General features: G+C 37.4%; 12 protein-coding genes and 2 pseudogenes. 9 read left to right on the top strand and 5 right to left on the bottom strand.

The annotated features are described in order from the left end of the window. Positions 1-83 precede the first annotated feature (83 nt). From allC to allB, 3 genes are all read left to right on the top strand, one after another. Positions 84-1,331: an allantoate deiminase gene (gene allC, locus AC0KTX_RS11365; protein ID WP_474252301.1), complete on the top strand. Its 1,248-nt coding sequence runs from the start codon at positions 84-86 to the stop codon at positions 1,329-1,331. Between the two features lie 20 nt (positions 1,332-1,351). Further along, the gene (locus tag AC0KTX_RS11360; RefSeq protein ID WP_474252300.1) at positions 1,352-2,614 is read left to right on the top strand and encodes a pyridoxal-phosphate-dependent aminotransferase family protein; all 1,263 of its coding nucleotides are present in this window, start codon (positions 1,352-1,354) and stop codon (positions 2,612-2,614) included. Between the two features lie 151 nt (positions 2,615-2,765). Continuing rightward, entirely contained in the window at positions 2,766-4,124 is a 1,359-nt protein-coding gene (gene allB, locus AC0KTX_RS11355; protein ID WP_474252299.1) for an allantoinase AllB, read from the top strand. Between the two features lie 409 nt (positions 4,125-4,533). Here allB and AC0KTX_RS11350 read toward each other — a convergent pair. From AC0KTX_RS11350 to AC0KTX_RS11340, 3 genes and pseudogenes are all read right to left on the bottom strand, one after another. Further along, positions 4,534-5,774 (bottom strand): annotated as a pseudogene (locus AC0KTX_RS11350) (MFS transporter). A 485-nt stretch (positions 5,775-6,259) separates the two neighbouring features. Then, positions 6,260-6,445: a hypothetical protein gene (locus AC0KTX_RS11345; RefSeq protein WP_474252311.1), complete on the bottom strand. Its 186-nt coding sequence runs from the start codon at positions 6,443-6,445 to the stop codon at positions 6,260-6,262. Positions 6,446-6,491: 46 nt separating this feature from the next. Next, a complete protein-coding gene (locus AC0KTX_RS11340; RefSeq protein WP_063386903.1) occupies positions 6,492-7,433 on the bottom strand; it encodes a Gfo/Idh/MocA family protein in 942 nt (313 codons plus the stop codon). Positions 7,434-7,975: 542 nt separating this feature from the next. On the opposite strand from AC0KTX_RS11340, the gene AC0KTX_RS11335 reads away from it, so the two are divergent. The 4 genes from AC0KTX_RS11335 to drmB all read left to right on the top strand — a co-directional run bounded on the left by AC0KTX_RS11335 (position 7,976) and on the right by drmB (position 15,904). Next, positions 7,976-8,302, top strand: coding sequence for a nucleoside triphosphate pyrophosphohydrolase (locus AC0KTX_RS11335; protein WP_015864194.1), 327 nt, complete (start codon positions 7,976-7,978; stop codon positions 8,300-8,302). Continuing rightward, the gene (locus AC0KTX_RS11330; protein WP_474252298.1) at positions 8,295-10,736 is read left to right on the top strand and encodes a DEAD/DEAH box helicase family protein; all 2,442 of its coding nucleotides are present in this window, start codon (positions 8,295-8,297) and stop codon (positions 10,734-10,736) included. The genes AC0KTX_RS11335 and AC0KTX_RS11330 overlap by 8 nt, the downstream gene beginning before the upstream one ends. Before the next feature lie 127 nt (positions 10,737-10,863). Continuing rightward, positions 10,864-14,169, top strand: coding sequence for a DISARM system helicase DrmA (gene drmA, locus AC0KTX_RS11325; protein ID WP_474252297.1), 3,306 nt, complete (start codon positions 10,864-10,866; stop codon positions 14,167-14,169). Positions 14,170-14,203: 34 nt separating this feature from the next. Then, positions 14,204-15,904: a DrmB family protein gene (gene drmB, locus AC0KTX_RS11320; protein ID WP_474252296.1), complete on the top strand. Its 1,701-nt coding sequence runs from the start codon at positions 14,204-14,206 to the stop codon at positions 15,902-15,904. Between the two features lie 19 nt (positions 15,905-15,923). On the opposite strand, the gene AC0KTX_RS11315 is transcribed toward drmB, so the two are convergent. Continuing rightward, positions 15,924-18,419: a sigma-70 family RNA polymerase sigma factor gene (locus AC0KTX_RS11315; RefSeq protein WP_474252295.1), complete on the bottom strand. Its 2,496-nt coding sequence runs from the start codon at positions 18,417-18,419 to the stop codon at positions 15,924-15,926. Positions 18,420-18,879: 460 nt separating this feature from the next. Further along, positions 18,880-19,996 (bottom strand): annotated as a pseudogene (locus tag AC0KTX_RS11310) (IS3 family transposase). 513 nt (positions 19,997-20,509) lie between these two features. On the opposite strand from AC0KTX_RS11310, the gene AC0KTX_RS11305 reads away from it, so the two are divergent. Together AC0KTX_RS11305 and AC0KTX_RS11300 are read left to right on the top strand one after the other, a co-directional pair. Then, on the top strand, positions 20,510-22,321 hold the full coding sequence (locus AC0KTX_RS11305) for an ATP-dependent nuclease (protein WP_474252294.1): 1,812 nt from the start codon (positions 20,510-20,512) through the stop codon (positions 22,319-22,321). Beyond that, on the top strand, positions 22,305-24,065 hold the full coding sequence (locus AC0KTX_RS11300) for a UvrD-helicase domain-containing protein (protein ID WP_474252293.1): 1,761 nt from the start codon (positions 22,305-22,307) through the stop codon (positions 24,063-24,065). Before AC0KTX_RS11305 ends, AC0KTX_RS11300 begins: the two co-directional genes overlap by 17 nt. Positions 24,066-24,245 lie beyond the last annotated feature (180 nt).

Raw genomic sequence — 24,245 nt, 5'->3', positions numbered from 1 at the left:
ATAAAATAAAGTAAATTCACATTTTATGGAACAAAATGTAACAAGGATATTTGCTCATTTTGAATAGAAAAGAGGGAAGAGATATGACAGTTCATTTACTTGGGCCCATTCAGCTTGAAGAGGAAGTTGAAAGGCTGATCGAATGGCTTGCAACATTCGGTAAAACGGAAAAAGGCGGAGTTACCCGGCTGTTATATAGCGAACAATGGCTGTCAGCGCAGGAAGCGTTGAAGGAGAAAATGGAGGAATGCGGATTAGCTCCATATTTTGATGACGTCGGCAACTTGTTCGGCCGAGCAGAAGGATCATCTCCATCCTCCAAAACAATCTTAACTGGTTCGCATATCGATACGGTTATTGAAGGAGGAAAATATGACGGCGCATACGGCATTATTGCCGGCTTGTTGGCGACTCATTATTTATTAAAGCGTTTTGGAACACCAAAAAAAACGATTGAGGTCGTATCTTTATGTGAAGAGGAAGGCAGCCGGTTTCCACTTACATTTTGGGGGTCAGGCTCTGTAACGGGGAGGCGCTCTTTTAAACATATACAAAAAATTGTTGATTCTAAAGGGATTTCGTTTGTGCAAGCAATGAATGAATGCGGTTTTGGACAGGAAAGATTTCGCCAGCCATTTCGAAACGATATTCAATGCTTTATTGAGCTGCACATCGAACAGGGCTCTGTGTTAGAAAAAAAGAAAAAATCGTTGGGCATTGTCAGCGACATTGTTGGACAGCGCCGCTATCAAGTAAAAGTTGTTGGTGAAAGCAACCACGCAGGAACAACCCCGATGCCCTGCCGGAAAGATGCGGTGGCCATTGCCTCTGAACTGATTACCTATTTAATGAAACAAGCCAAACAGGTGTGCGACCAACTAAGAGTGACCGTTGGCAAAATAAAGGTTGAACCTAACGTTCCGAATGTGATTGCAGGTGAAGTCGTTTTTACGATCGATATCCGTCATCACGAGGAAGAACTATTGGAGCAATTTTGTTCAACATTTTCACGTCATTTTAAAAATGTGAGCGCACAATACAATGTCGATATTTTGTTAAATGAATGGCTGAACGTCAAGCCGGTCAAAATGGATCAACAATTGCTGAGGCTGTCAAAAGAAATTGCAGAAGAGCAAAATCTGTCTCATGAAATCTTGGTTAGCGGAGCGGGACATGATTCGCAAATGTTCGGAACCTATTGTCCGACTGCGCTTTTTTTTGTCCCGAGTCATAACGGAATCAGCCACTCGCCGAAGGAATATACCGCAGTGGCTCATTTAGAAAGCGGCGTTAAGTTTTTAATCCATTATTTATATAGATTGGCATATTAAAAGAAAGGATTGTGGACGAAATGAAATTTCTGCCTCTACAGACACCTAATAGAACGATCATGACACCGGGGCCTGTTGAAGTCGATCCGAGAGTTTTGCAGGCGATGAGTACGCCGATTTTAGGCCAATTTGATCCTGCATTTACTTCGATCATGAATGAAGTAATGGAAATGCTTCGCTATTTATTTCGTACGGACAACAAATGGGCGTTCCCTATCGATGGAACCTCCAGATCGGGCATTGAAGCGATGCTGGCGAGCATTATCGAACAGGGCGACAAAGTGCTGATCCCAATATATGGCCGGTTCGGCTATTTATTAACCGAAATATGCGAACGTTACGGGGCTGATGTCACTACAATTGAGCGTGAATGGGGAACGGTGTTTGACCCGGAGGATGTAATTAGAGAAATAAAGAAGGTTCAGCCGAAAATAGTCGCGATCGTCCATGGGGAAACCTCAACGGGGTGCATGCAGCCGCTTGAGGAGATCGGGAAAGCTTGCCGGGAGATGGATGTAATTCTTGTAGTCGATGCGGTTGCGACAATTGGAGGAACGGACGTGAATGTCGATGAATGGCAGCTTGACGGCGTGATCGGCGGGACGCAAAAATGCTTATCGGTTCCATCAGGGATGGCTCCCATCACATATAATGACAGAATTGAAAAAATCGTTTTGTCGCGTAAAAAGGTAGAAAGAGGAATTCGGACGGAATTGGATCAGCAAATGGCCACAGGTCAAACAATTATTAGCAACTATTTTGATTTAAGCCAGCTTCAAGATTATTGGAGCCCGCGGCGATTAAATCATCATACGGAAGCTACATCAATGCTTTACGCATTGCGTGAAGGCTTGAGGCTTATTATGGAGGAAGGATTGGATAATCGATTTGCACGCCACCGCCTCCATGAACGGGCATTAATGGCCGGGCTGGAAGCAATGGGACTCACATTGTTCGGCGATAAACGCTTTAAAATGCCGACCGTCACATGCGTCAACATTCCGCAGGGCGTCGATGGAGAATCCGTGCGCCGCATGCTGCTGGATGAATTCGGGATTGAAATTGCCAGCTCGTTTGGCCCGCTCCACGGAAAAATCTGGAGGATCGGTACAATGGGCTACAGCTGCCGCAAAGAAAATATTCTCAAGCTGCTGACAGCATTGGAGGCAGTTCTCATCTATCACGGTGTTCGCATAAACAGAGGTGAAGGAGCACAAGCAGCGCTGAGTATGTATGGAAAACAAAGAAAGGAGTCAGCTTTTTCTAGTGTAGTTCATCGATAAATTGTGTCAATGGCGCAAAATTTTGATCATCATTCATTTTTGCGATCGGTTGAGAAATTGATAAATTCATTCAGACGGAAGAGAAAGCGTTCAGTCCATTGATCTATATAAAATTCAGCTGATGCCATTTTTTTAATGATAAGAAATGGAGATGGTTCGAGTGAAATATGATTCTCTTATCAAAAACGGCAGCGTTGTGTTTCATGACGAAGTGAAAAAAACAAATTTAGCTGTTAAAGACGGCATTGTTGTTGAAATTGGCGATGACATTGACGGGGAAGCCGATGTCGTTTGGGATGCGGAAGGCCATTACGTTTTTCCCGGATTGATTGATGTCCATGTTCATTTCAATGAACCGGGCAGAGAGAATTGGGAAGGCTTTTCAACAGGTTCATCTATGCTTGCAGCAGGCGGCTGTACAACGTTTTTTGATATGCCGCTCAACGGTGTCCCTTCTACAACTGATCTTGAAGCTCTTCGACAAAAAGGAAAAATAGGCGAGGAAAAGTCATTCGTTGACTTTGGATTGTGGGGCGGGCTTGTTCCGGGCAATGAAAATGATTTAGCGCCTCTTGCGGAAAAAGGAGTTGTCGGATTTAAAGCTTTCATGTCCCCGAGCGGCAATAAAGAGTTCGCAGCGGTTGATGATAATACGCTCTTGAATGGAATGAAAACGATCGCCGGCTTGCGTAAAATTTTGGCTCTTCATGCAGAAGACGGCGCAATGGTGCAATTTTTGCAGAGAGAAAAAGAGCGGCAAGAAAAATTCGGTCCGGACGATTATTTACAATCAAGACCGATTGCTGCGGAATGGCTAGCTGTCAGAAAAGCCATTACATTTGCGGAACAGACCGGCTGTTCTTTGCATTTCGTTCATATCAGCAGTGCAGAAGCCGTTGAAGAAATCCAGCAAGCGAAGAAAAGAGGACTTGATGTCACATTGGAAACGTGCCCGCATTATCTTTTGTTTGACCATGAACATACGAAAAAGCTTGGAGCGGTTGCAAAATGCGCTCCCCCATTGCGCGAATTAAGCGACCAAAAAAAATTGGTTGATTTGTTTTTAAAAGATCAGATTGACTTTGTCGCATCCGACCATTCCCCGTCGCCATGGAGCTTGAAAGAAGATGAAACGAATTTTTTCAATGTTTGGGGAGGAATCAGCGGGGGACAATTTACATTGATGGCGATGATCGAACTAGCGGTTCGCTATCGCATTCCTTTTCCGAAGCTGATTCATTGGACATCTGCTAGACCCGCCAAACGATTTGGATTGGACGGGAAAAAAGGGGAAATTGCAAAAGGAAAAGACGCAGATTTTGTGATTATAAGTTTAAAAGATTCCTTCACAGTCGAGAAAAACAGTTTGCTTCAAAAACACAAGCATAGTTTATATGTCAATCATACATTTCCTTGCAAAATCCTTGCGACATTTCAACGGGGGAAATTGGTATTTGACAACGGGCGCATACGGGCTTCCAAGCCTCTTGGCCAATGGCTGAAGTTATGATGGAAAGGGTAAGGGGGCTGTCTAATAAGTCGATTTTCCGGCTTATAAACGCCCCTTTAATGTTTTAGAAACGTTGATATATCAATGTTTATAATGTTTCGTTTTCAATGGATTTTGACTTTCTGGACAGCTTTTTTTTGAACGTTTTCCGTATCCTCCATTTTGCAATCATGTTCCGTGAAAAGTTTTCAAAAAATTTTTTAGCACGTTATCTGCAGCCTTAAAGGACTTGTCGGAAAACCGAAACAGGAAGTTTGGTTAGGTAAATAAAAATGTGAACAGGGGATCTGCGAATATTGAGGTTGGCCCAATAAATAAATGAATAGGTCAGTCTTACGAATTTGTTCAGCTTTTTTGCCGAGTGACAACAGGTTTCGAGGTCTCCAAAAAATCGCATAGATGCCTTCTCCTAAATCGTTACCTTTTCTTTAGAAAATTCAGGAAGAAAGAAGGTGAGGATTGCTGAAATGACTAATATGATTATTGAAAAATAAAAAGCAACATTATAATTCCCGTGGTAACTGTATAGTAAACCCGGCACATAGGCTCCTAGTGCTGATCCAATTTGGTGGCTGAAAGATAGCCAACCAATGATAAAACCAACAGAGTGTTGTTTAAAGTATTGCGTGACCAACAATTGCGTAGGAGCAACAGTGGAAAAATCAACCAATCCAAAAACGATAGCGAAAATAATTAAAAGCAGAGGGTTATAGCTATAGAATAGAATAAACAACGATAATGCCCGTATAACATATAGACAGATGAGCATTTTTCGACTGCTCCAGCGATCTGCTAACACACCAGAAAATAGTATTCCTACAATATTAAAAGCGGCCAATATAGTTACTGCTGCACTAGTCGCACTTGTTGGAACTCCACACAACTGGGCATAAGGGATAAGATGTGTATCCATTAAACCTGTAGTGGTAAAACCGCAAACGCTAAATGGTAAAATCAAGAACCAAAATTGTTTTTTACGAAAGCATCCCAAATTGAAAAATCATTGAATTTACTTGGCTGTTCAGTTGTGCTTTCTTCTTGATCCATTCCGCCAATTGGCAACATACCTTTTTCATTAGGATGGTTTCGTAAAATTAACAGGACAATTGGAAACACAACAATCATTAAAAAACATCCTAAGATGATGACCGTTGCTTTCCAATTCAACCATTGAATTAATAATAGAGATCCTGGTACCAACAGCATTTGTCCGGCTCCAAACCCTGCTTCGACAATCCCTAAAGCAAATCCTTGTCTTTCATTAAACCAGTTTGTAACGACTACTGTTGCAGCCACGTTTGACGCTCCGCCAACCCCAAGTGATACAAATATGGCATATAGAATAAACAATTGCCATGGATGATGGACAAAAGCTGTTAATAGAATACTAACTGCCACCAAAAAAGTACTGACAGAAAGGATTATACGAGGCTCAAATTTGTCGACTAACCTTCCTATAAATGGTTGGGAAACTCCATAAACAATAAAGCTTAATGTCGAAATAAGCGATACCGTCCCTCTGTCCATTGAAAATTCCCTTTCCCAAGGTTCAACAAAAGCCCCGAAAGAAAGACGAACGCCTTGAACAGCTAAAAGAGATAAAAACGTGACAAATAAAATCACCCAAGCATAGTGAAATCGTAATATCATTTTAGTTTAGTCTCCTAACTTCAAAATTTTAAAGATTCGATATTTTTTCCATTCTACCGAATTGGATGTTTAAGTCAAGCCATTTTTTCCAATATTTTTCTCCGTCAATCGCGACAAAAATCAGTTCATATTCCGAGATGGTGGTTATTTTACAGAAGAAGGTCTCAGTGATTTGAATAAGCCAATTGTCGTCGCCACCAATCGTGCAAAAATCTCTGTTCAACCGATGCAAATCAAAGGATTGGCAAAGTTTTCCTAAAAATAATCAATCAAGCATTAAAAATGAAATGCGTATATAACACTTTTTTGGGGTTTTTATCTTCACTATGAGGAATTGCAAGTCTCCATGACCAATAATGACGTGATGCCCGTATCCGTTTTTATCTTCACTATGAGGAATTGCAAGCAAGACGAAAGAGAGAAGTTTGTTTGACGTTCTGGAGACCATTATTTATCATACAGCCAAATTGCCAATTATTTATGTTTCAAAAGAGACGTGCCAACAATGATTGAACGTGCGGAAAAGAAAATAGCGGAAAGAAAAACAGAAAGCCTCTTCTGCCTTTAAATGGGTAAAGAGGCTTTGTCTTTGTTTGTGCATTTACAATTGCTTCACGGTTTTTTTCGCTAATCATATGATCATTTGTTAAAATTGTGACGTCTAAGTCGATTGCGATTCATTTCATTAGCATTTTTCCACTGGCGTTAGGAATTTCACTACATCGTCAACAGCTTCACAACTTGTTTTGTCCGTTCATGACTATTTATATCGGATTCAATTTTGCCGTTTTTCACGCAGTTTATAAATTCTTCTACTTCATAATACATCGTTTCAAATTTATGTTCCACGGTTAAATCTTTTATTTCACCGTTTCGATATTTGATGACAACTTTCTTCGGATCACTGATTTTGTCAATTTCAATAACACCTTTTTCTCCTTGGATCTCACTAGGGAAAAAGGAGTCTGTTATTTTGGAATACATTACGACTGCTTCAAAATTATCATAATTTAAAATCATACTTCCTTGACCGTCTGCACCGGTGGATAAGTAATAGTGATTTTTTACTATGGATTTTGGTTCGCCGACTAGATGAACAATCGGTGCTAAGCAGTATACACCCAAATCCATTTTCGAACCGTTTCCTAATTCCGGTTTAAAGGCGTTTTCAATAATTCCTTCTTTATATTTATCATATCGTGAAGAATATTGATTGTAATGGAAAACAAATCGTCTGATCGGAGCGATTTCGTCAAGATGTTTTTTTAAATTTAAAAAGGTCGGTGTAACGGTTGATTTCATCGCTTCCATAAACATGGCATTGTAAGTTTTGGCCGTTTGAATGACCTCATCCATTTCTTGCACGGACGTTACTGCCGGCTTTTCGCAAAGAACGTGAATTCTATTTTTCATGGCCAAAATACTTTGTTCGGCATGGAATTTGTTGGGGGATGCAATATAAACGGCGTCAATATTGCCGCTTTGAAACATTTCTTCAAGGTTGGTGTACACGTGTTTTATCTGATATTTTTCGGCAAACATTTTTGCTTTTTCCATTGTTCTCGAATAAACAGCGCCGAGAGAAAATTCCGGGTGTGCGCTTGCAGCTTTTATAAAATGGTCGGTAATCCAGTTTGTTCCTATAATACCAAATCTCATAACGAATCCCACCTTTATTGTTCATATTTGTACATGAATATCATATTATAACATGTTCTGCAGCAGCTTTTTATTCGATTATCTTTTTTTTGAACTAACTTAAAACTCCATGTCAATAAAAACCAAAACATATTAACATGGTAAGAGCTGTCTGAAAAGTCCCGAAAAAAAGAGTAAACGACAGTTTCTTTTCATCTGCTTTTCTGTTTTGATCGAATTTCTGAAAAGGATAAACAGGCATTCAGAGTGGGAGCAACCGAACTCGCTTGGTCAATCGGACCGACCATTACATTTATACTGGTACCCTTAAGATTATTCGGTTCGGGATTGCCTTGGCACCGAACACGCAGGGCGGGAAATTGAAAAAGAACGGTATGGAATTTTGGAAACGGAAGAAAAAGTTACGAATATTTAGAGAAGTTGCTTCACGACTTGCTCCAGCAGCTTGGTAATCCTTTGTCTCGGGCAGAAAGTGCACATTTCAAACAAGGGAAAAATCTTGTAGAATATGTAAAGAGAAAATAAAAATAGGAGAGGATAGAATGCCAGTATACAACAAACTTGTCCGTGATAAAATTCCGCAAATTATTGAACAAACGGGAAAGACATTTACAACGAGAATATTGGAAGATGACGAATATCGCAAAGAGCTGCGAAAAAAAGCATTTGAAGAATTAGAAGAATATATGAATGCGAGTGATAATGAAACAGCGCTGGAAGAATTGGCGGATGTGCTGGAAATTATTCATGCTCTTGCCGAATGCCACGGATCGTCGATCGAACGCGTTGAACAAATTCGAGCGGAAAAAGCAGAGAAGCGGGGAGGATTTAAAGAAAAAATCTTTTTAGTCGAGGTACACGATGAGTAAGGTCGAATTAATTCAACGCAATCTTATCGAAAAGATACAGGAACATATCGAAACATCGTCAACCATATACATATTGACCTCGTTCGTGATGAAATCGGGTGTCCGCCTGCTGAAAGAAACATTGAAAAAAGCGGCGGAACGAGGGGCGGATATTAAAATTTGCTCTGGCGATTATCTCTTTGTCACCCAGCCGGAAGCGCTTCGTGAGCTGATCTCTATTCATCCGGACATCGAGGTACGATTATGGCGAAGCAGGGGAGTATCTTTTCACCCAAAAGCATATTTATTTGAAAATACAACAAGCGGCTATTTTATTGTCGGTTCCTCCAACTTGTCGAAATCGGCGTTGACAGAAGGGATCGAATGGAATATCGGGTTGGACAAAAGCGTCGATGAAAACGTATTTGCAGAGTCAATGGAAGAGTTTTTGAAGCTGTTTTACGCTGATGAAACAGTACAAGTGAACGAAGAGACGTTAAAGGACTATGAAAAGCAGTATCATGACTATCACCAACGGCATCCGAATCTCGCGCGAACGTGGGCGGAAGCGGAAGAAGTTGAATTAATGCTTCCATTGGATAAAGCGGAGACGGAAATCAATGAACGTGATCATGACGTAATTTACGATCCAGCAACGGTTACATACGAAACGATTCGACCGCGCTTTGCCCAAGTGGAAGCGCTCGAACGGCTGGAAGCGGCTTACGAAGAAGGCTACGACAAGGCGATGGTTGTCATGGCGACAGGACTTGGGAAAACGTATTTAGCCGCATTTTTTGCCCGCAATTTTCAAAAAGCGCTGTTTATCGCACATCGTGAAGAAATTCTTCGTCAGGCGAAAAAATCGTTTCAGCGCGTCATGCCTAACAAAACGTTTGGCATTTATGACGGAAACGTGAAAGAAAAAGAAGCTGATATAATCTTTGCTTCGATTTTTACGTTAAGCATGAAAAAACATTTAGAAGCATTCGCCAAAGATGCCTTTGACTTGATTGTGATTGACGAATTTCATCATGCTGCCGCTCGTTCGTATCAGCGAGTACTGAATTATTTTCAGCCAAAATTTTTACTTGGGATTACGGCAACGCCAGATCGCAACGATAATAAAGATGTATATGCCATTTGCGATGGCAACGTGGCGTACAAAATTGATTTTATCGAAGCGGTGCAGCGGGGATGGCTTGCTCCTTTCCGCTATTACGGTGTTTACGACGATACGGATTATTCCAAGATCAAATGGCTTGGCAACCGCTATGATGAAACAGAACTGCTTCAAGTGCAGCTAAGAGAAGAAATGGCGGACAAGATTTTAAAAGCATGGGAGAAATATAAGAAAACAAGAACGCTTGTATTTTGTTCATCGATCAAACAAGCCGACTTTTTATCCGAATATTTTCGAAAACGAAATTATCGAACGGTCAGCCTTCACTCCCAGCAGACAGACATTCCGCGCGATCAAGCTATCGCGATGCTGGAAAAAGGGGAATTAGATGCTATTTTCACGGTGGACTTATTTAATGAAGGCGTTGATATTCCATCAGTGGATACATTGCTGTTTGTCCGGCCGACAGAATCGCTTACCGTGTTTACCCAGCAAGTGGGCCGCGGACTTCGGTTGTATGAAGGAAAGGATTATTGCGTCATTATCGATTTAATCGGAAACTATCGCAATGCAGACGTGAAATTAGCGTTGTTTGATACGGAACGTGGGGAAGGTAAAAAGAAAAAAGCGTCACTGATCCCAACTGTTCCAGAAAATTGTTCGATTCACCTCGATGTACGAGTAATTAATCTATTAGAGGAAATGCGGAAAAAACGCCAGCCGCGTCGTGAGAAACTATTATTTGACTATCAACAACTAAAACAGGAACTCGGTTATCGCCCGACATACTTGCAGCTTCATCTCTATGGAAGAAGTGAGGCGTCTGAATATAAATCAGAGTTTAAATCGTATATCGGGTTTCTTTATTGGGCTGGGGAGCTGTCAGAACGAGAGAAAGAAATTTTCTCAAAGTATGAATCATGGTTAGTGGAAGTAGAACGCACTCCGATGACAAAAAGCTACAAAATGGTTGTTTTACAGGCGATGCTTCAACGGGGTTCTTCACGATGGCATTTGCCGATTACGCCGCAAGAGGCAGCACCATTTTTCCATCGCTATCTAACCGAGAAAGAATACCGGAAGCGCATTGATTTTTCAGACAAGGAAACAAAACGGCTATGGGTTTACGATGAAGAAAAAGTAAGCAAACTTATCGCTAGAATGCCGATGACGAAATGGAGCGGGAGTTCAAACGGACTTCTTTCCTTTGACAACAATGTGTTTTCTTTAACATTTTCCATCGGACCGGAAGACGAAGAGATTTTATACCAATGGACGAAGGAGATTTGTGAGTACAGGTTGCATGTGTATTTTGAGAGAAAGAATAAATAATTGTTTATGAGAACAGAAGCTAATACACGCTTCTGTTTTTATTTATACCGACACGATTCGACAACATTTTTCTTATGTTTTCGATACGATAATTTTAGGCATTTTTTACTATATGTGGAGGGATTCGATGAAGCCAGGAGCAAAGAAGTTACTAGAATACTTACAGGAAAATAAAGAATTAGATTTTAAAGATGCTAAAAATATAGGAAGTTTTTGGACTGATAAAACCATTAAGCGCTTTGTGGAAGAATACAATGATATTTTTGTTGTTGAAAACCAAAAAGTAAGACTTAAGAAGGGGGAAAACTTACAGTCTTATAAGACTCATATAGATGTGAATGAATATGTTCAAATGCGTTCAACGATTCTTTCAGAATTAGAGAAATTTCTCGTTGGTCCATTTGAAGAAAATGAAACTCTCGGTCGTAGAAAAGCACCAATGGCCCTTTATCTAACTGGGAAGCTTGTTCCATTCGGTTCCACTTTTGATGTTATTAATGAAGAAGAAAATCATATTGAAACAAAACAATTATTAGAAGATGAAGCGATGGATGAAATGCTTATTCATCGCCATGTATTTCGTCCATCTGCGATGGGATTTAGTTTTAAAATGAAATCCCTTTCGAGTATAAAAATTCACATTAGTTGGGGAATGTACGATGATGAAGAACATAAACGGACGCAACTACAAGAAGAATGGTGTTTTGTTCCTGAAAATAAAACATATGTGGCTAAAAATGAGCCTGCTCGAGTACGTTGTAAAATTAAATATCATGACGGTTTATATCATATTAGTTTATTTTTGATTAACAGCTATAAACGGGATTCATATCCAAAACAAAGTGAAATTATGTTTCAAACAAAAATGATTGTGGAGGTTCCTAAGGAACATATAGCTGTTTTTTCTTCCAAAGCTGATATAAATCATTACGAAGATGAGCTATTATACGGACGGCATTTTCATGAGTATGCAGTTGGTCATGGGGTTGGCGTAGATTGGAAAGAAACGGATCAGTACGTCATTATTGAGAGCAAATGGCTTCCTTTTTATGAATTGCCTGTTGTAGAGCATCGTACTTTCTCTCATGCTCGATTTTTTATGAAAGAGTTAAGTGAAATGGATTCGGAAAGTTTACATACAACATTATCTATTATTCCTGAGCAATATGAAAAATGGCTATGTGAACAAAAAGGTCATATTCCATCTTTGCCGGAACATTTACAAGATATAGCGAGAAATAATGTTAACAAGATTGAAAAAATAATTAAAAGAATTCGAGAAGGTATTTGTTTAATTATAAGCAATCCTTCTGTAAAAGAAGCATTCCAATTTGCAAATAAAGTTATGATGATTCAGCAAGCTCAATCGAAGGTTGCTTTGCATTATCGTACTTTTCAAGAGAGAATAGAACCAAAATATACATCGGAATGGCGTTTATTCCAAATAGCATTTTTATTAATGAATATCGCTGGTATTGTTGATAGACATCACGAAGATAGAGATGTTGTAGATTTAATCTGGTTTCCGACAGGTGGGGGGAAAACAGAGGCGTATCTAGGATTAGCTGCATTTACCATGGGATATCGTCGGCTTATTGGGGAGTGGGATAATCCGGAAACATATGCAGGTGTTACTGTATTTATGCGTTATACATTGCGGTTGCTAACAACACAGCAATTTCAAAGAGCTGCAGCTATGATTTGCGCTGCTGAGTTGATTCGTCAGGAAAATCCTGAAAAATATGGAATTGAACCATTTCGTATAGGACTTTGGATAGGACAATCTTCTTCACCTAATACATATGAAGATGCAATACTAAAAATGGAGCAAATTAGGGAAGGAAACGAAGTACTAGAAGGAAATCCGATGCAGTTAACTCACTGTCCTTGGTGCGGAACAGAACTTAATGCGGAGTATTACATCATTGAGCGGCATAAGCAATTAATTCGTTGTCATTATTATGATTGTCCTTTTTCATCTGAAAAGGGAATTCCTGCTTTAACGATTGATGAGGCTATTTATCAATATGTTCCTACGATTCTTATAGGAACTGTTGATAAAATGGCGCAGATTGCTTGGAAAAAAGATATGTATGAGTTATTTGGTCGTAAAACTCATTATGATTTAGAAAAGGGGTTTATTTTTTCTGAAACGAATAAAAAAGGATATAAGAAAATTAATTATTTAAAGCCTCCTGAATTGATTATTCAAGATGAACTGCATTTAATCTCTGGTCCATTAGGATCTTTGACGGGTCTATACGAATTAGCTGTAGATTATTTATGTCAATATGATGGAGCAGGTCCTAAAATTGTCGCATCTACGGCCACTATTAGAGGAGCTGATGAACAGATTCGTCGTCTCTACGGCCGTGAGGCTAGTCAATTTCCTTTACCAGTCCTAAAAGCAACAGATAATTTTGTATCGTATGAAGTTCAAACACAACAAAAGCCAGGAAGGTTATATGTAGGAATTTGTGCACCGGGTGTCAGTGGAAAAATTCATTCTGTCCATGTTTATTCAGCATTGTTGACAATAAGTGAAAAATTAAAAGGACCTGTAATTGATCCGTATTGGACAATTTTAGGGTATTTTAATACGATAAAAGAATTAGCAGGAACAACAATGCTTTTTAAAGATGAAATCCCAGTTCGTTTAAAATTACTTAATGAGAATTCCGAGCAAAAGGAATTAGTTATTGAGGAAATGACAAGTCGAAGAAAAGCAAGGGAAATTCCTCATTTGCTGGCTCAAATGGAAAAAACGTATGCAGAAAATGGAGCGCTTAACGCTGTATTAGCTACAAATATGATTTCGGTAGGAGTGGATGTCAATCGTCTTGGAATTATGGTAGTGCATGGTCAACCAAAAACAACATCAGAATATATTCAAGCAACTAGCCGTGTTGGAAGAACATATCCAGGTCTTGTTTTAACCTTATTCAACTCTTTACGTCCACGGGATTTATCACACTATGAAAGATTTAAATCTTACAACAGTTCAATTTACCGTTTTGTTGAACCTACAAGTGTGACACCATTTGCTCGAGGGAGTATTCAACGTGGATTAACCGGTTTGGTAGTAGGATCAATACGGCAAGGAATCATAGAGATTAGCAAAGAGCAAAGCGCAAAACGTTTTGTGATAAACGAAGATGTTGAAGAGATTAAGAAATTTTTGATTGAGAGAGCCGTAAAGACAGGAGAAATATCTGAGCAAGAATTTGAACAACATATTGAAAGTGTTTTAGATTGGTGGCTTGGAATGACAAATAAATATGATTCACTTGCCTATCGATCTTCAAAATATAATCATATGCCTTATTTATTGAAACCATTTGGTGATAGCAATGCATTGAAAGACGCAAGACCTGCGATGCATTCTCTCAGAAGTGTGGAAGCAGAGATTGAAGTAAAAGCGTGGAAAGGATAAAGTCAAAAGAAATAATTATTTGAGGTGTAGAATTATGGAAAGACAATTCGGGCAGTTGAGGCCAAGCCAGCTTTTGTTTTATCATGGACCAGGCGCCATTGTGGATATGTTGAGTGGCAGTGTTATGATTATGGCTGCAGATTTATGGGATTTTCGTTCCAAAAATGTAATAGAAGATGAGCGTGTAAGGAGTTCATTAGGAGTTCCTTATTTGAGATTGCTCAATGAAGATCAAGAAAAGATAAGTGTAACTGCGCGGCCGTTTCCAAAATGGAAAGTATGTCCAAGATGTGGAATGATGACAGAATGGGATACAAGAGAGTGTTATTACTGTGGAAAAGAAAATGTAAAAATAGAGTTATTTCCTAGTCGCTTTGTCATAGCGTGTAAACATGGTCATATTCGAGATTTTCCATGGATTGAATGGCTTCATGAAGGCGAAGAAGAATGTAAAAAACCGATATTAAAAATGACTTATCGAGGTATGGCTGGATCCCTTTCAGATATGTATGTTCAATGTGTGAAATGTAGAAAACAAAAATCATTGGCAAATATTATGAAATTTACGATGGATTGTACAGGAGAACGTCCATGGATAGGGGATGAAGAACAAGATAAAGAGCAATGCAAAGAACAAATGGAGACAGTTTTACGTGGGGCTTCGAAGTTATATACTCCCATCGTATTTAGTACATTAAGTATTCCTTTAAGTGATGGGAGAGAAGACAACTTAATCGAAAAAGTAAACAGAGAGAAACATAACTTACTGAAGATAAAGGATAGATCATATGAGCAATTTAAACAAATTGCCTTAATATTGTTAGATATTACAGAAAATGAACTTCCTGCTGTTGAGCAAATTTTAAATGGTGAGTATGAGCAATCAGTATCATATGAAACCATTCGTAAGCAAGAATGGAATACAATAATTAAGAAAAATGTTGATTACTTAGAAGAGACAGGTTTTAAATCTGTTGAAGTAGAGATTCACGAACAAATGAAACCATATTTTTCATCCATTGTAAAAATAGAATCATTACCTGAAATTCAAGTATTGAGAGGATTTACACGCCTTCATTACCTAGATCCATTCGATGCTACGGAGATTCCTTTTTGCTCCATCATGAAGAATAGCCGGTCAACCGATTGGTTGCCAGCGGTAAAAAATTTAGGAGAGGGTATATTTTTTCAATTCAATATCCAGAAACTATTAGAATGGGAAAATAAGGAGAATGTGAAACAAGAATTATCTCGTATTTTTGAGCGCTATAATAAACGTCGGGAACAACTGGGGAATTCATCTATTTATTTAAAAGCCCGCCATATATTGATTCATACGTTTAGTCATGCGATGATTCAAGAATTTGCAAGGTTCTCTGGATATGCTACTACATCTCTGCGAGAGAGATTGTATTGTAGCGACGATATGTATGGTGTGTTAATTTATACAGCATCGTCTGATTCAGAGGGAGGATTAGGTGGGCTAATTGAATTATCTAAGCCAGAGAAGTTATATCCAATCTTTGTACGCGCGCTTGAGAAAATGGAGTATTGTTCGTCTGATCCTCACTGCTCCGATGCAAGATTTGAAATGCAATCTACCGTTAACGGGGCAGCTTGCCATGCTTGTGGATTTGTTTCTGAAACATCATGTGAGTGGGGGAATCAGCTTCTTGATCGACGAACTTTAATTCCCTTAAATGAAGGAGAAAGTCTTGCGTTTTTCCAATTGTAAGAAAAAAGAGCAAACTCTATTATGGGTTTGCTCCTTTTAATGCTGGACATTTTTTTAAATGTTTGAGGGCTTTGTTTTCAATTTGACGTATACGTTCACGGGAAACACCGAATAATTCCCCGATTTCTTGCAATGTCATTTCTTCACCTGTCATAAAGCCAAAACGATACAAAATTATTTTCCAATCTCTCGGGTTTTTTATGATATTACGTAAATAATCAATAGCGCTCTCAGCCAATACGCGGTTTTCTATTTCTTCCTCATAACGCTCTTCTGATAAAAGCCAGTCGCATTCCTCAGGTTCTTCAATATAAGAATAATCAATAAAAACCTGCCTTTTTAAGCTGGTGTCTTCATAAAAAGGATGGTTAAAATAACAATATATGCGTGCACGTGCCACATCTCCAACATTGTCATCATATAGAGAATAAAGTTCTTCAAAACTGATATAATTTGTTTTGAAAAGTATATAGTCGCTATCCAAGATGTTAATATTAGTTTTCTCATTTGTTATTAGTTGTTTTTCGAAGATTTGATCATTTTTCATAAGTGTTTCAATCCGATGAGTAGGAATACGAATCAAGGACAAATTGTCTGATTTATAGCGTTGTAAACGAGCAAATAAATGTCTGCGAAAATAATGATAAAAACTACCGCCCAATTCGGGATTGTATTTTTCGTATGCCTTATGTAATGCGAAATAGGCTTCTTGATAAAGATCCTCCATTGGAACTGTTTCACATGAAAATTTTTTTGCATATTGGTAAATTGTAAATGAATAATAGTCCCATGCTAAAGAAAGAAAAGTTTCTTTCGGCAATTGTTTAAATTGTTCGTTGGTCAAGCGTCGCTTTGTTTTAGTGGATGCTAACGCTTTTATTTTCCATTGTTGTCTAAGAGTAGGTATTGATTTTGATTTGAGGTTATTTTTTATATTATTTTCTAATTCCATATATTGTTTTTTCCACAGTTTAGGGTTGAACCGCCAATACCCCACCTTTCCTTTAATAGGCTCAAAAAATGGATAGGAAGATAAAGTATTTCGAATACTGCTCTCTGCGTATGTAGTATCTTCTTGAATGTCGCGTACGATTTCGCGAATATGTAATCCTGATGGATGCAGCATTAGAAGTTCAGCTAAATGTTGCATTAGTGATTTGGTGCCTAGCTTTTTCATTTCTGATAGCTTAGCTAAGTCTTCATATTTCATTTGCTCTGTATGTGCTTTTTCATCAAATACACCTAATTCCAAGTATAAATGATCGTCTTTTAGAAAAAATTCTAGCTTTTGTCCAGGCTCTAAATCGTAATCGATCATAAAATTACTAAGATGTTCACCATATAACACATTGTTCTTTTCATCATAATGAATAATCATAGGTGTTATTTTTTCACCATCTAAGAAATTTACTTTTAAATAACCATTTTGAATCCAATCTTTGAAATAATGTGCAGCTAAAGTTTCTTGAATTCGATCATAATAGCGAAGGGTATAGCTCAACTTTTGTCTTTTCACTAGCGGCGTTGTTTCATGAGATGTTTGATCCTTTTGTTTTAGCGAAGTAGTCTGGTTATTTATGTTATAGTCTAGTTCATTAACCTTTAAATCAATGATATCCAAATTAGTGCTTCCATATAATCGCTGTTTTGGTATGATTTTCGGTAATTCTTTGGATGCTGAATATATGAGAGAATCGTCATTTACTAAAAAAAGATTGTTTTGCAATAGTGGAACTATTTGTTTAATTGCTTCGAAATACGGAAAAAACAACGGTTGATGTGGTTGCAAGTTAAATATTCGTTTAATGATATACCGTATTTTAACAGCTTCCTTACTATCCATTACAAATTGTTTAATGATAGGAATTTTCATCGCAACTTTTTCTTTAATATAGTCGGTTACTTGAACAGAAAGAAATGCCTCGCTATAGTTTTTTTCAACTTGAGAAACGATTTGTTTGCGATTAACTTGAAAACGAGGATCAATTTTTGGAAAAAAGTATGCATTAGGATCATCGATTGAATATTTAGATAAAACATTTCTGTATATATCGGAAATTGGGATTTTGTCAATATTGTTTTTTACCATATAATAGTAGACTAAATCATTCAGCAAATTCCATTCGCTCAGAACTAAGTATATAATTCCGTCATCAGATGAAATTGTATCAAATCGGGGATCTAAATAGATTTCACTCATTGTTAAATTCATTACTCTACTATTATATTGATATGGATAAGGGTTAATTTGCATATTATAATAGAGACGGTCTAGCTCTTTGCAATAAACTTCTTTACGTGAAAAATGATCTTCTTCACTTGCTTTTTCATAATAAAATTGAGCTTCAAGAGCAAGTTTTACAAGATTTTGAGCTTCTTCAAGCGGAAGTCCTCTTCCATTTCCCCAATGTGTACGAACAAAATCAATAATAAGGTCACGGTGAAGGGGAGATCCAAGCGCACGGAATGCTCTATTAATTATGGATATATTGCTGTAAATAGGACCATTTTTCATTCCCAATTCCCCCTAGTACAAGAAAAAATGTAAAACTGTTATATCCTTTTTGTTTTTTTAGATTATTATACCAGAAGCAAAAGTTTATTATTAATCAGGTATTTTTAAACAATAAAGCAGACAGCAGAGAAAATTCTATTTAAACCAGAAGAGTGATATGATGCTACATATTGTAGATGCTATGCGTAGTATTTGCAAACAAAGAAACCGTCCTAAAAAATGTTGGTACGTAGTTATAAGTAAAATTTAAAGGGCAGTCCTTCAATGACACACGCATATAGTGTCATTGAGGTGATACACCATGAGTAAGTCATCTTCTCCGTTGAAACTAGGTAAGGAAACATATGGAACGATGAAAATAGAAGAAGTATTTCTGAAAGCGTTGGAATTGTATTTTGGAAGAGATAAAAATTGAAGTGTTGAGCAGTAATGAAATAGAAGCTGGTATGTCAACACTAAACTAGACAATTTTTTTGAGGTGTTTCTCTTTGTACTCCACCGGGCTTAAATACCCAAGTGTTCCATGTATTCTAATATGATTAAACCAATGAACATAATCATCTAATTCCAGTTTCAATTGGTCTAAATTTTCGAAATATCTACCCTTAACAAATTCTGTTTTGATAATTTTAAAGGTTGCTTCAGCTACTGCGTTGTCATAGGGGTAGCCCTTCATGCTTAACGACCGATTAATCTGAAAAGTATCTAGAGCTTCATCAATTGTCTTGTTCTTGAATTCATTGCCTCTGTCTGTGTGGAATAATTGAATTTGCCGTAAATCTGCTTTCACGGTCGATAAAGCTTGGTAGACTAGCTGGGCATTTTTGTTTGGGCCTGCACTATGACCAATAATTTCTCGATTATAAAGATCGACAAATAAACAAGATGTAATGCCAGCTTTTTTCTACTCTAACGTATGTTAAGTCACTAACCACAACTGTTCATTTTTTTGTTGATCAAATTCTCGTTTTAACACATTTTCAACTTTTGATTCATTGCATTTATCTACATGAGGTTTAAACTGGGCAACCGTATAATTTGATACTAGCCCGTTTTCTTTCATGATTCTGCCAATTCTTCGTCTTGAGGCAATCATACCAAGCTTCTCTAATTCATGTTTGATTTTACGTGTACCATAGTTTTTTCGGCTTTTCTGGAAAATTTCCAGAATGGTGGCTGTCAGTTTATCTTCTGCATTACTTTTTCTTTTGCTTCGTAATAATAGGTGCTTCTTGGAAGTTGTAGGACATCGCACATTGCTGATATCGAGTATTTGTGTCTGTTATTCTTGATCACATTTACTTTTGTCCTAGTATCAGCGCGGCTTGCTTTAAACTATCATTCTCTATCAATAAACGCTTGTTTTCTTTTCGAAGCTGGATCAATTCATTTTCTTCTGGAGAACGATTGTCCTTTTCCTTAAATGAACCGGATGTTTTGCTTTGTTTGATCCATTTGTCCAAGGCTGAAGGCGTTAAATCATATTCACGAATAATATCTTTTCTTCGTTTCCCATTTTCATAAAGCTTGACCATTTGAGCCTTGAATTCTACAGTGAATGTTCGTCTTGCTCTCATTTTTAAACTCTCCTTAACTGTGGTAGTGTTGAAGTAGACCACCAAAACAGTGGGTTTGCGACGAAACTTGACATGGAGCCTCTGCGGGCATGCTTTCCCAGCCAGGAAGCCAGATGATGTGTTCATCTGTCTCGCCGACAAGGCTAGCATCCCCGCCACTCCACGTAAAGTTTCTAGTACGGATCCTTATGTTTAATAAGCAGTATACCCAAATTTGGTGTTTAGTCTACTTGACCTTAATTTTATTGTCCAGTTAAGTGTAGCCGATTCAAGCCTTCGTTTCTTGTTTGAAGAGAAAGAAGGCTTTTTGTTTTGAATCTTTATTAAATACAATTGTAAGCACTACTAATGTTCTACAGTATTAATGTTATCTGTATGTCCCCTTTCTGTTTTGCTTTTGTTAAAAAAGAAACCAAGTATAAATCCATTTTTATCGACACAATCATTCAAATTTAGAGTTAATTAACTCTAAATTTTGGTAAAATTAAATAAAAAACGGAGAGGAGAAAGATAATGTTATTAAAGAGGGCGATTATTAAGAATTTTAGAAACTTCTCTGATGTCGAGATTTTTTTTAATAAAAAAAGTTTAGTTATTGGAGCCAATGATGTAGGGAAAACAAATTTAATGGATGCTTTACGAATTCTATTAGACAAAAATTTATCAGAGGCTGACTTAGTTCCAAAAGATGAGGATTTTTGTGCGTTTACTGAATGTAATTCATTTGAAATTACTCTTGAGTTTACCGATATTACAGAGGATTGTATATTTTCAAAGCTAGCTGAGTATATCAGTGAAGATACCCGAAGCATGTATTTGTCTTACGAAGCAACAAGGGATGGGGTTGGTGGAAGGAAAGACTATAAAATTAAAGCTGGGTATGACATTGCAAACTTAGAAGAGATACCAGGGAGACATTATCTTAAGGTGTTGAATTTAAGATATGTTGGTGCGACCAGACAAATAGATTCTTTTTTAAGAAATCAAAAAACTAAACTGTTGGAAATGCTCATGAGTAGCAGAAGCTCTGAGGAAGAACAGAGAGATGATTCGCAATGGCTACGTGTAAATGAATTACGTAATCAAATTCAAAACGAATTAGATAGTCTTTCTTACATACAAAATGCTGGTATTAAGATTAACGAGGAACTAAAACAACTTGCAGAGCATCATAATTTACAAGAGATAAAATTAGGAGTTGATGTTCCAAATGAGGGAGAACTCTTTAGACGATTGAAACTTTTATCTTTTGTAAATGATACTGCTATTCAAGTTGGAGGAGATGGAAGAAAGAACCAAGCATTTATTGCTTTATGGGCTGCAATGAATAAAATTCAAAAACAAGACGGTCAGCCTGATGAAGTTTCTATTCTTTGTATTGAAGAACCTGAATCGAATCTCCATCCTCATCAACAGAGAAAGCTGTCAGAGTATCTGGTTCATAAGTTTGATTCTCAAGTCATACTTACTTCTCATTCGCCTTTTATTGCAACTGATTTTATGCCTGATTCGATTATTCGTCTGTATTCTCAGGCAGATAAATCAACTATTGTGGCAAGTAAAGGAGCGTCTTCACAAATTGCAGCGAGGATAGATGATTTAGAATTCCGTCTTAATGTCATTTCGACGGAAGTATACTTTAGTGATTGCGTGTTGTTAGTCGAAGGTTCTTCAGAAGTTATCTTTTATAAAGCGCTTGCTGAACAGATAGGTGTAGATTTAGATAAGTTGAATATTAGTATCTTGTCCGTTGAAGGTGTTGGTTTTGAGCGCTATATTCGTTTGTTCCATGAACTTGGAATTCCATATGTAATTCGTACAGATAATGATTATTTTAAAATTCCAAGAAAAGAGGCATACAGACTTGCTGGTGTACAAAGATGTATTGAAGCAGTTAAGGTCATTGATGAAATAAATGGTTCTCATAGAACTGAAATTGTAGACAAGATATGTTCAGTTACAGAAGGAAAGCTAACAGGACTTCCTGAGCCATGTAATGACCATAGAAAAGAAGTGTATGAATTAGTAAGCCAGGACCTCAAGGAATTCAATGTATTTCTAGCCGAGATAGGTTTAGAAGAGGATTTGTTATTTCAGTCCAATACAGTTAAGAAACATATTTACCAATACTTTAATTTATCTGAAAAAGAGCATACAGACGAAGATGTCCTTGAAGAAATGAAGGATAAAAAGTCAACTTTTATGTACCACTTTGTAAAGCAACACAGGGAATGTTTAAGTGAACTTAGAAATTGTTCAATTGCTGAGCCTTTGTTGCAGTGTGAAAGAATTATAGGAGGGTTGCGAAGTGGTCAACCAGCTTAATGCGGAGGAACATGCTCCTACTAGAAGACTCTTCAATCCTACAGATGAACAAAGGGCAATTTTAAACCATGAGGGAAATTGTGTAATTGCGGCAGGACCTGGTAGTGGAAAAACTACCATACTGTCGCATAAGATTACGCAAGTTCTTGAGGAAGCCAGAATGTATCAAGGTGTTGCTGCAATATCTTTTACAAACAAAGCAAGTAACGAATTGGCTAGTAAGATACATAAACTTTGTAAAGATACCAAACACTCTTTCTTTGGAACAATGGATTCCTTTTATATATCTAATTTTATTATTCCCTTTGGAAAGCGGTACTTTGGAGTTCCGACTGACCCTCTTATCATTACAAAAATACCTGAAACAAACGAAACAAAGCGTGAAGTTGCCCAAATAAAAGCCATTTCTCAAGCTATTACATCCATTATCAGACGATATGAACATGTATCCCTAGAAGAATTAAGTAAACAAGGAATACAACCCATTTTAAAATTACAAGAAAGCCACTTGAGTTTCTTGCAAGAGAAATATCAATCTGGTTTTCTTGATTTACGTCTTGTTTCTGGGATAGCTAATCTTATCTTTCTTAGCTCTGCTGTATGCCAAAGATATATACGTTCTCGTTATACCCATTTAATGATTGATGAATTCCAAGATTCTGGATATGAACAGTATCAATTATTTAAACGTATAGCTGAAGCAGGGGTGATATGCTGGGCTGTAGGAGACCCAAACCAATTTTTGTATCGATTTTTAAAAAGGGACCCAATATACTTAACAAGTCTGTTTGACCATCCTGACTTTACAACTTTTCAGATGACTGTCAATCATCGTTCCCATCCATCAATTAATTACTACTCACAAAAATTGTTGGGATACGAACCTGAACCTCCTGAAGAAAACAGGGTCTTTTATCACTTTGTAGAAGGTAATGAAGTAGATATTGGAAGATGGTTTAATGATAATGTTGAGCTGATTAAACAAACCTTTGGTGTAGAGGACAACTTTGAAATAGGTATAGTTGCAAGAAAGGATATCACTTTAGAATTATTTGCACAGGGGCTTAATATTCCTTATAAATTTTATCAAAAGACACCTTTAGATGAGGACCAAACCCCAACAGGAAGGACTCTATACCATTTACTATGCATGTCCTTCGACAACAGGCAATCTGTCACTGCTTTTGTAGAAGACAAATTTGGAACTGATTTCCTAAGAAATTTTGGGTTTATAAGACAGTTAAAGAAACTGATTCAGGATTTTAAAGGTTTAGTTAAGGCTTATCAAGAAGATGAACATCAGGATATAGAAAAAATTGAGGGTCTTTTCATAGAAATTTCGGAGTACCTGCATCCTAATGTGAGCAGCTTGGACCAAACCATACATAATTTGCAGGAGATACTATCCAATCCTAGAAATTTGGACAACTTTATTCCAGCAAAAAAAGATGAAATTCAGTTGATGAACATTCATAAATCTAAGGGATTAGAATTTGATTTTGTACTGCATCTAGATTTATATCAAACAATTATTCCATCTGCTGGTTGGGTAATTGATGGAAAAGAAGAAGACTTAATTGATTCCCTAAATTTACACTATGTTGCAGTTACTCGTGCAAAAAAAGGGATTATTCTTATAAGTAGTTCTCATAGATTTCAACAAAAGACGGGTAAATTTTTTACAGCTGATGTTTCGGAGTTTATAAAAGCAGAGCAAATTGAAACATGGAAATATAATGGTTAAAATCACACCGAACAACAAAGAGTAGCTATTTCATTTACCGAAATAGTTAACTATTTAGCCCCTAAATGAACTTGGACAATAAGAGTAAAAAATAATATACTGTTTAATGTACCAAGGAGGCTAAACAACATGACACGAACCAAACACTCCAAGGAGTTTAAATTACAAGTCATCAAAGAG

This window comes from Aeribacillus sp. JST-2 (assembly GCF_056032925.1).
The sequence above is the reverse complement of the archived record's forward strand: the minus strand, read 5'-3'. Positions and strand labels throughout refer to the sequence as shown.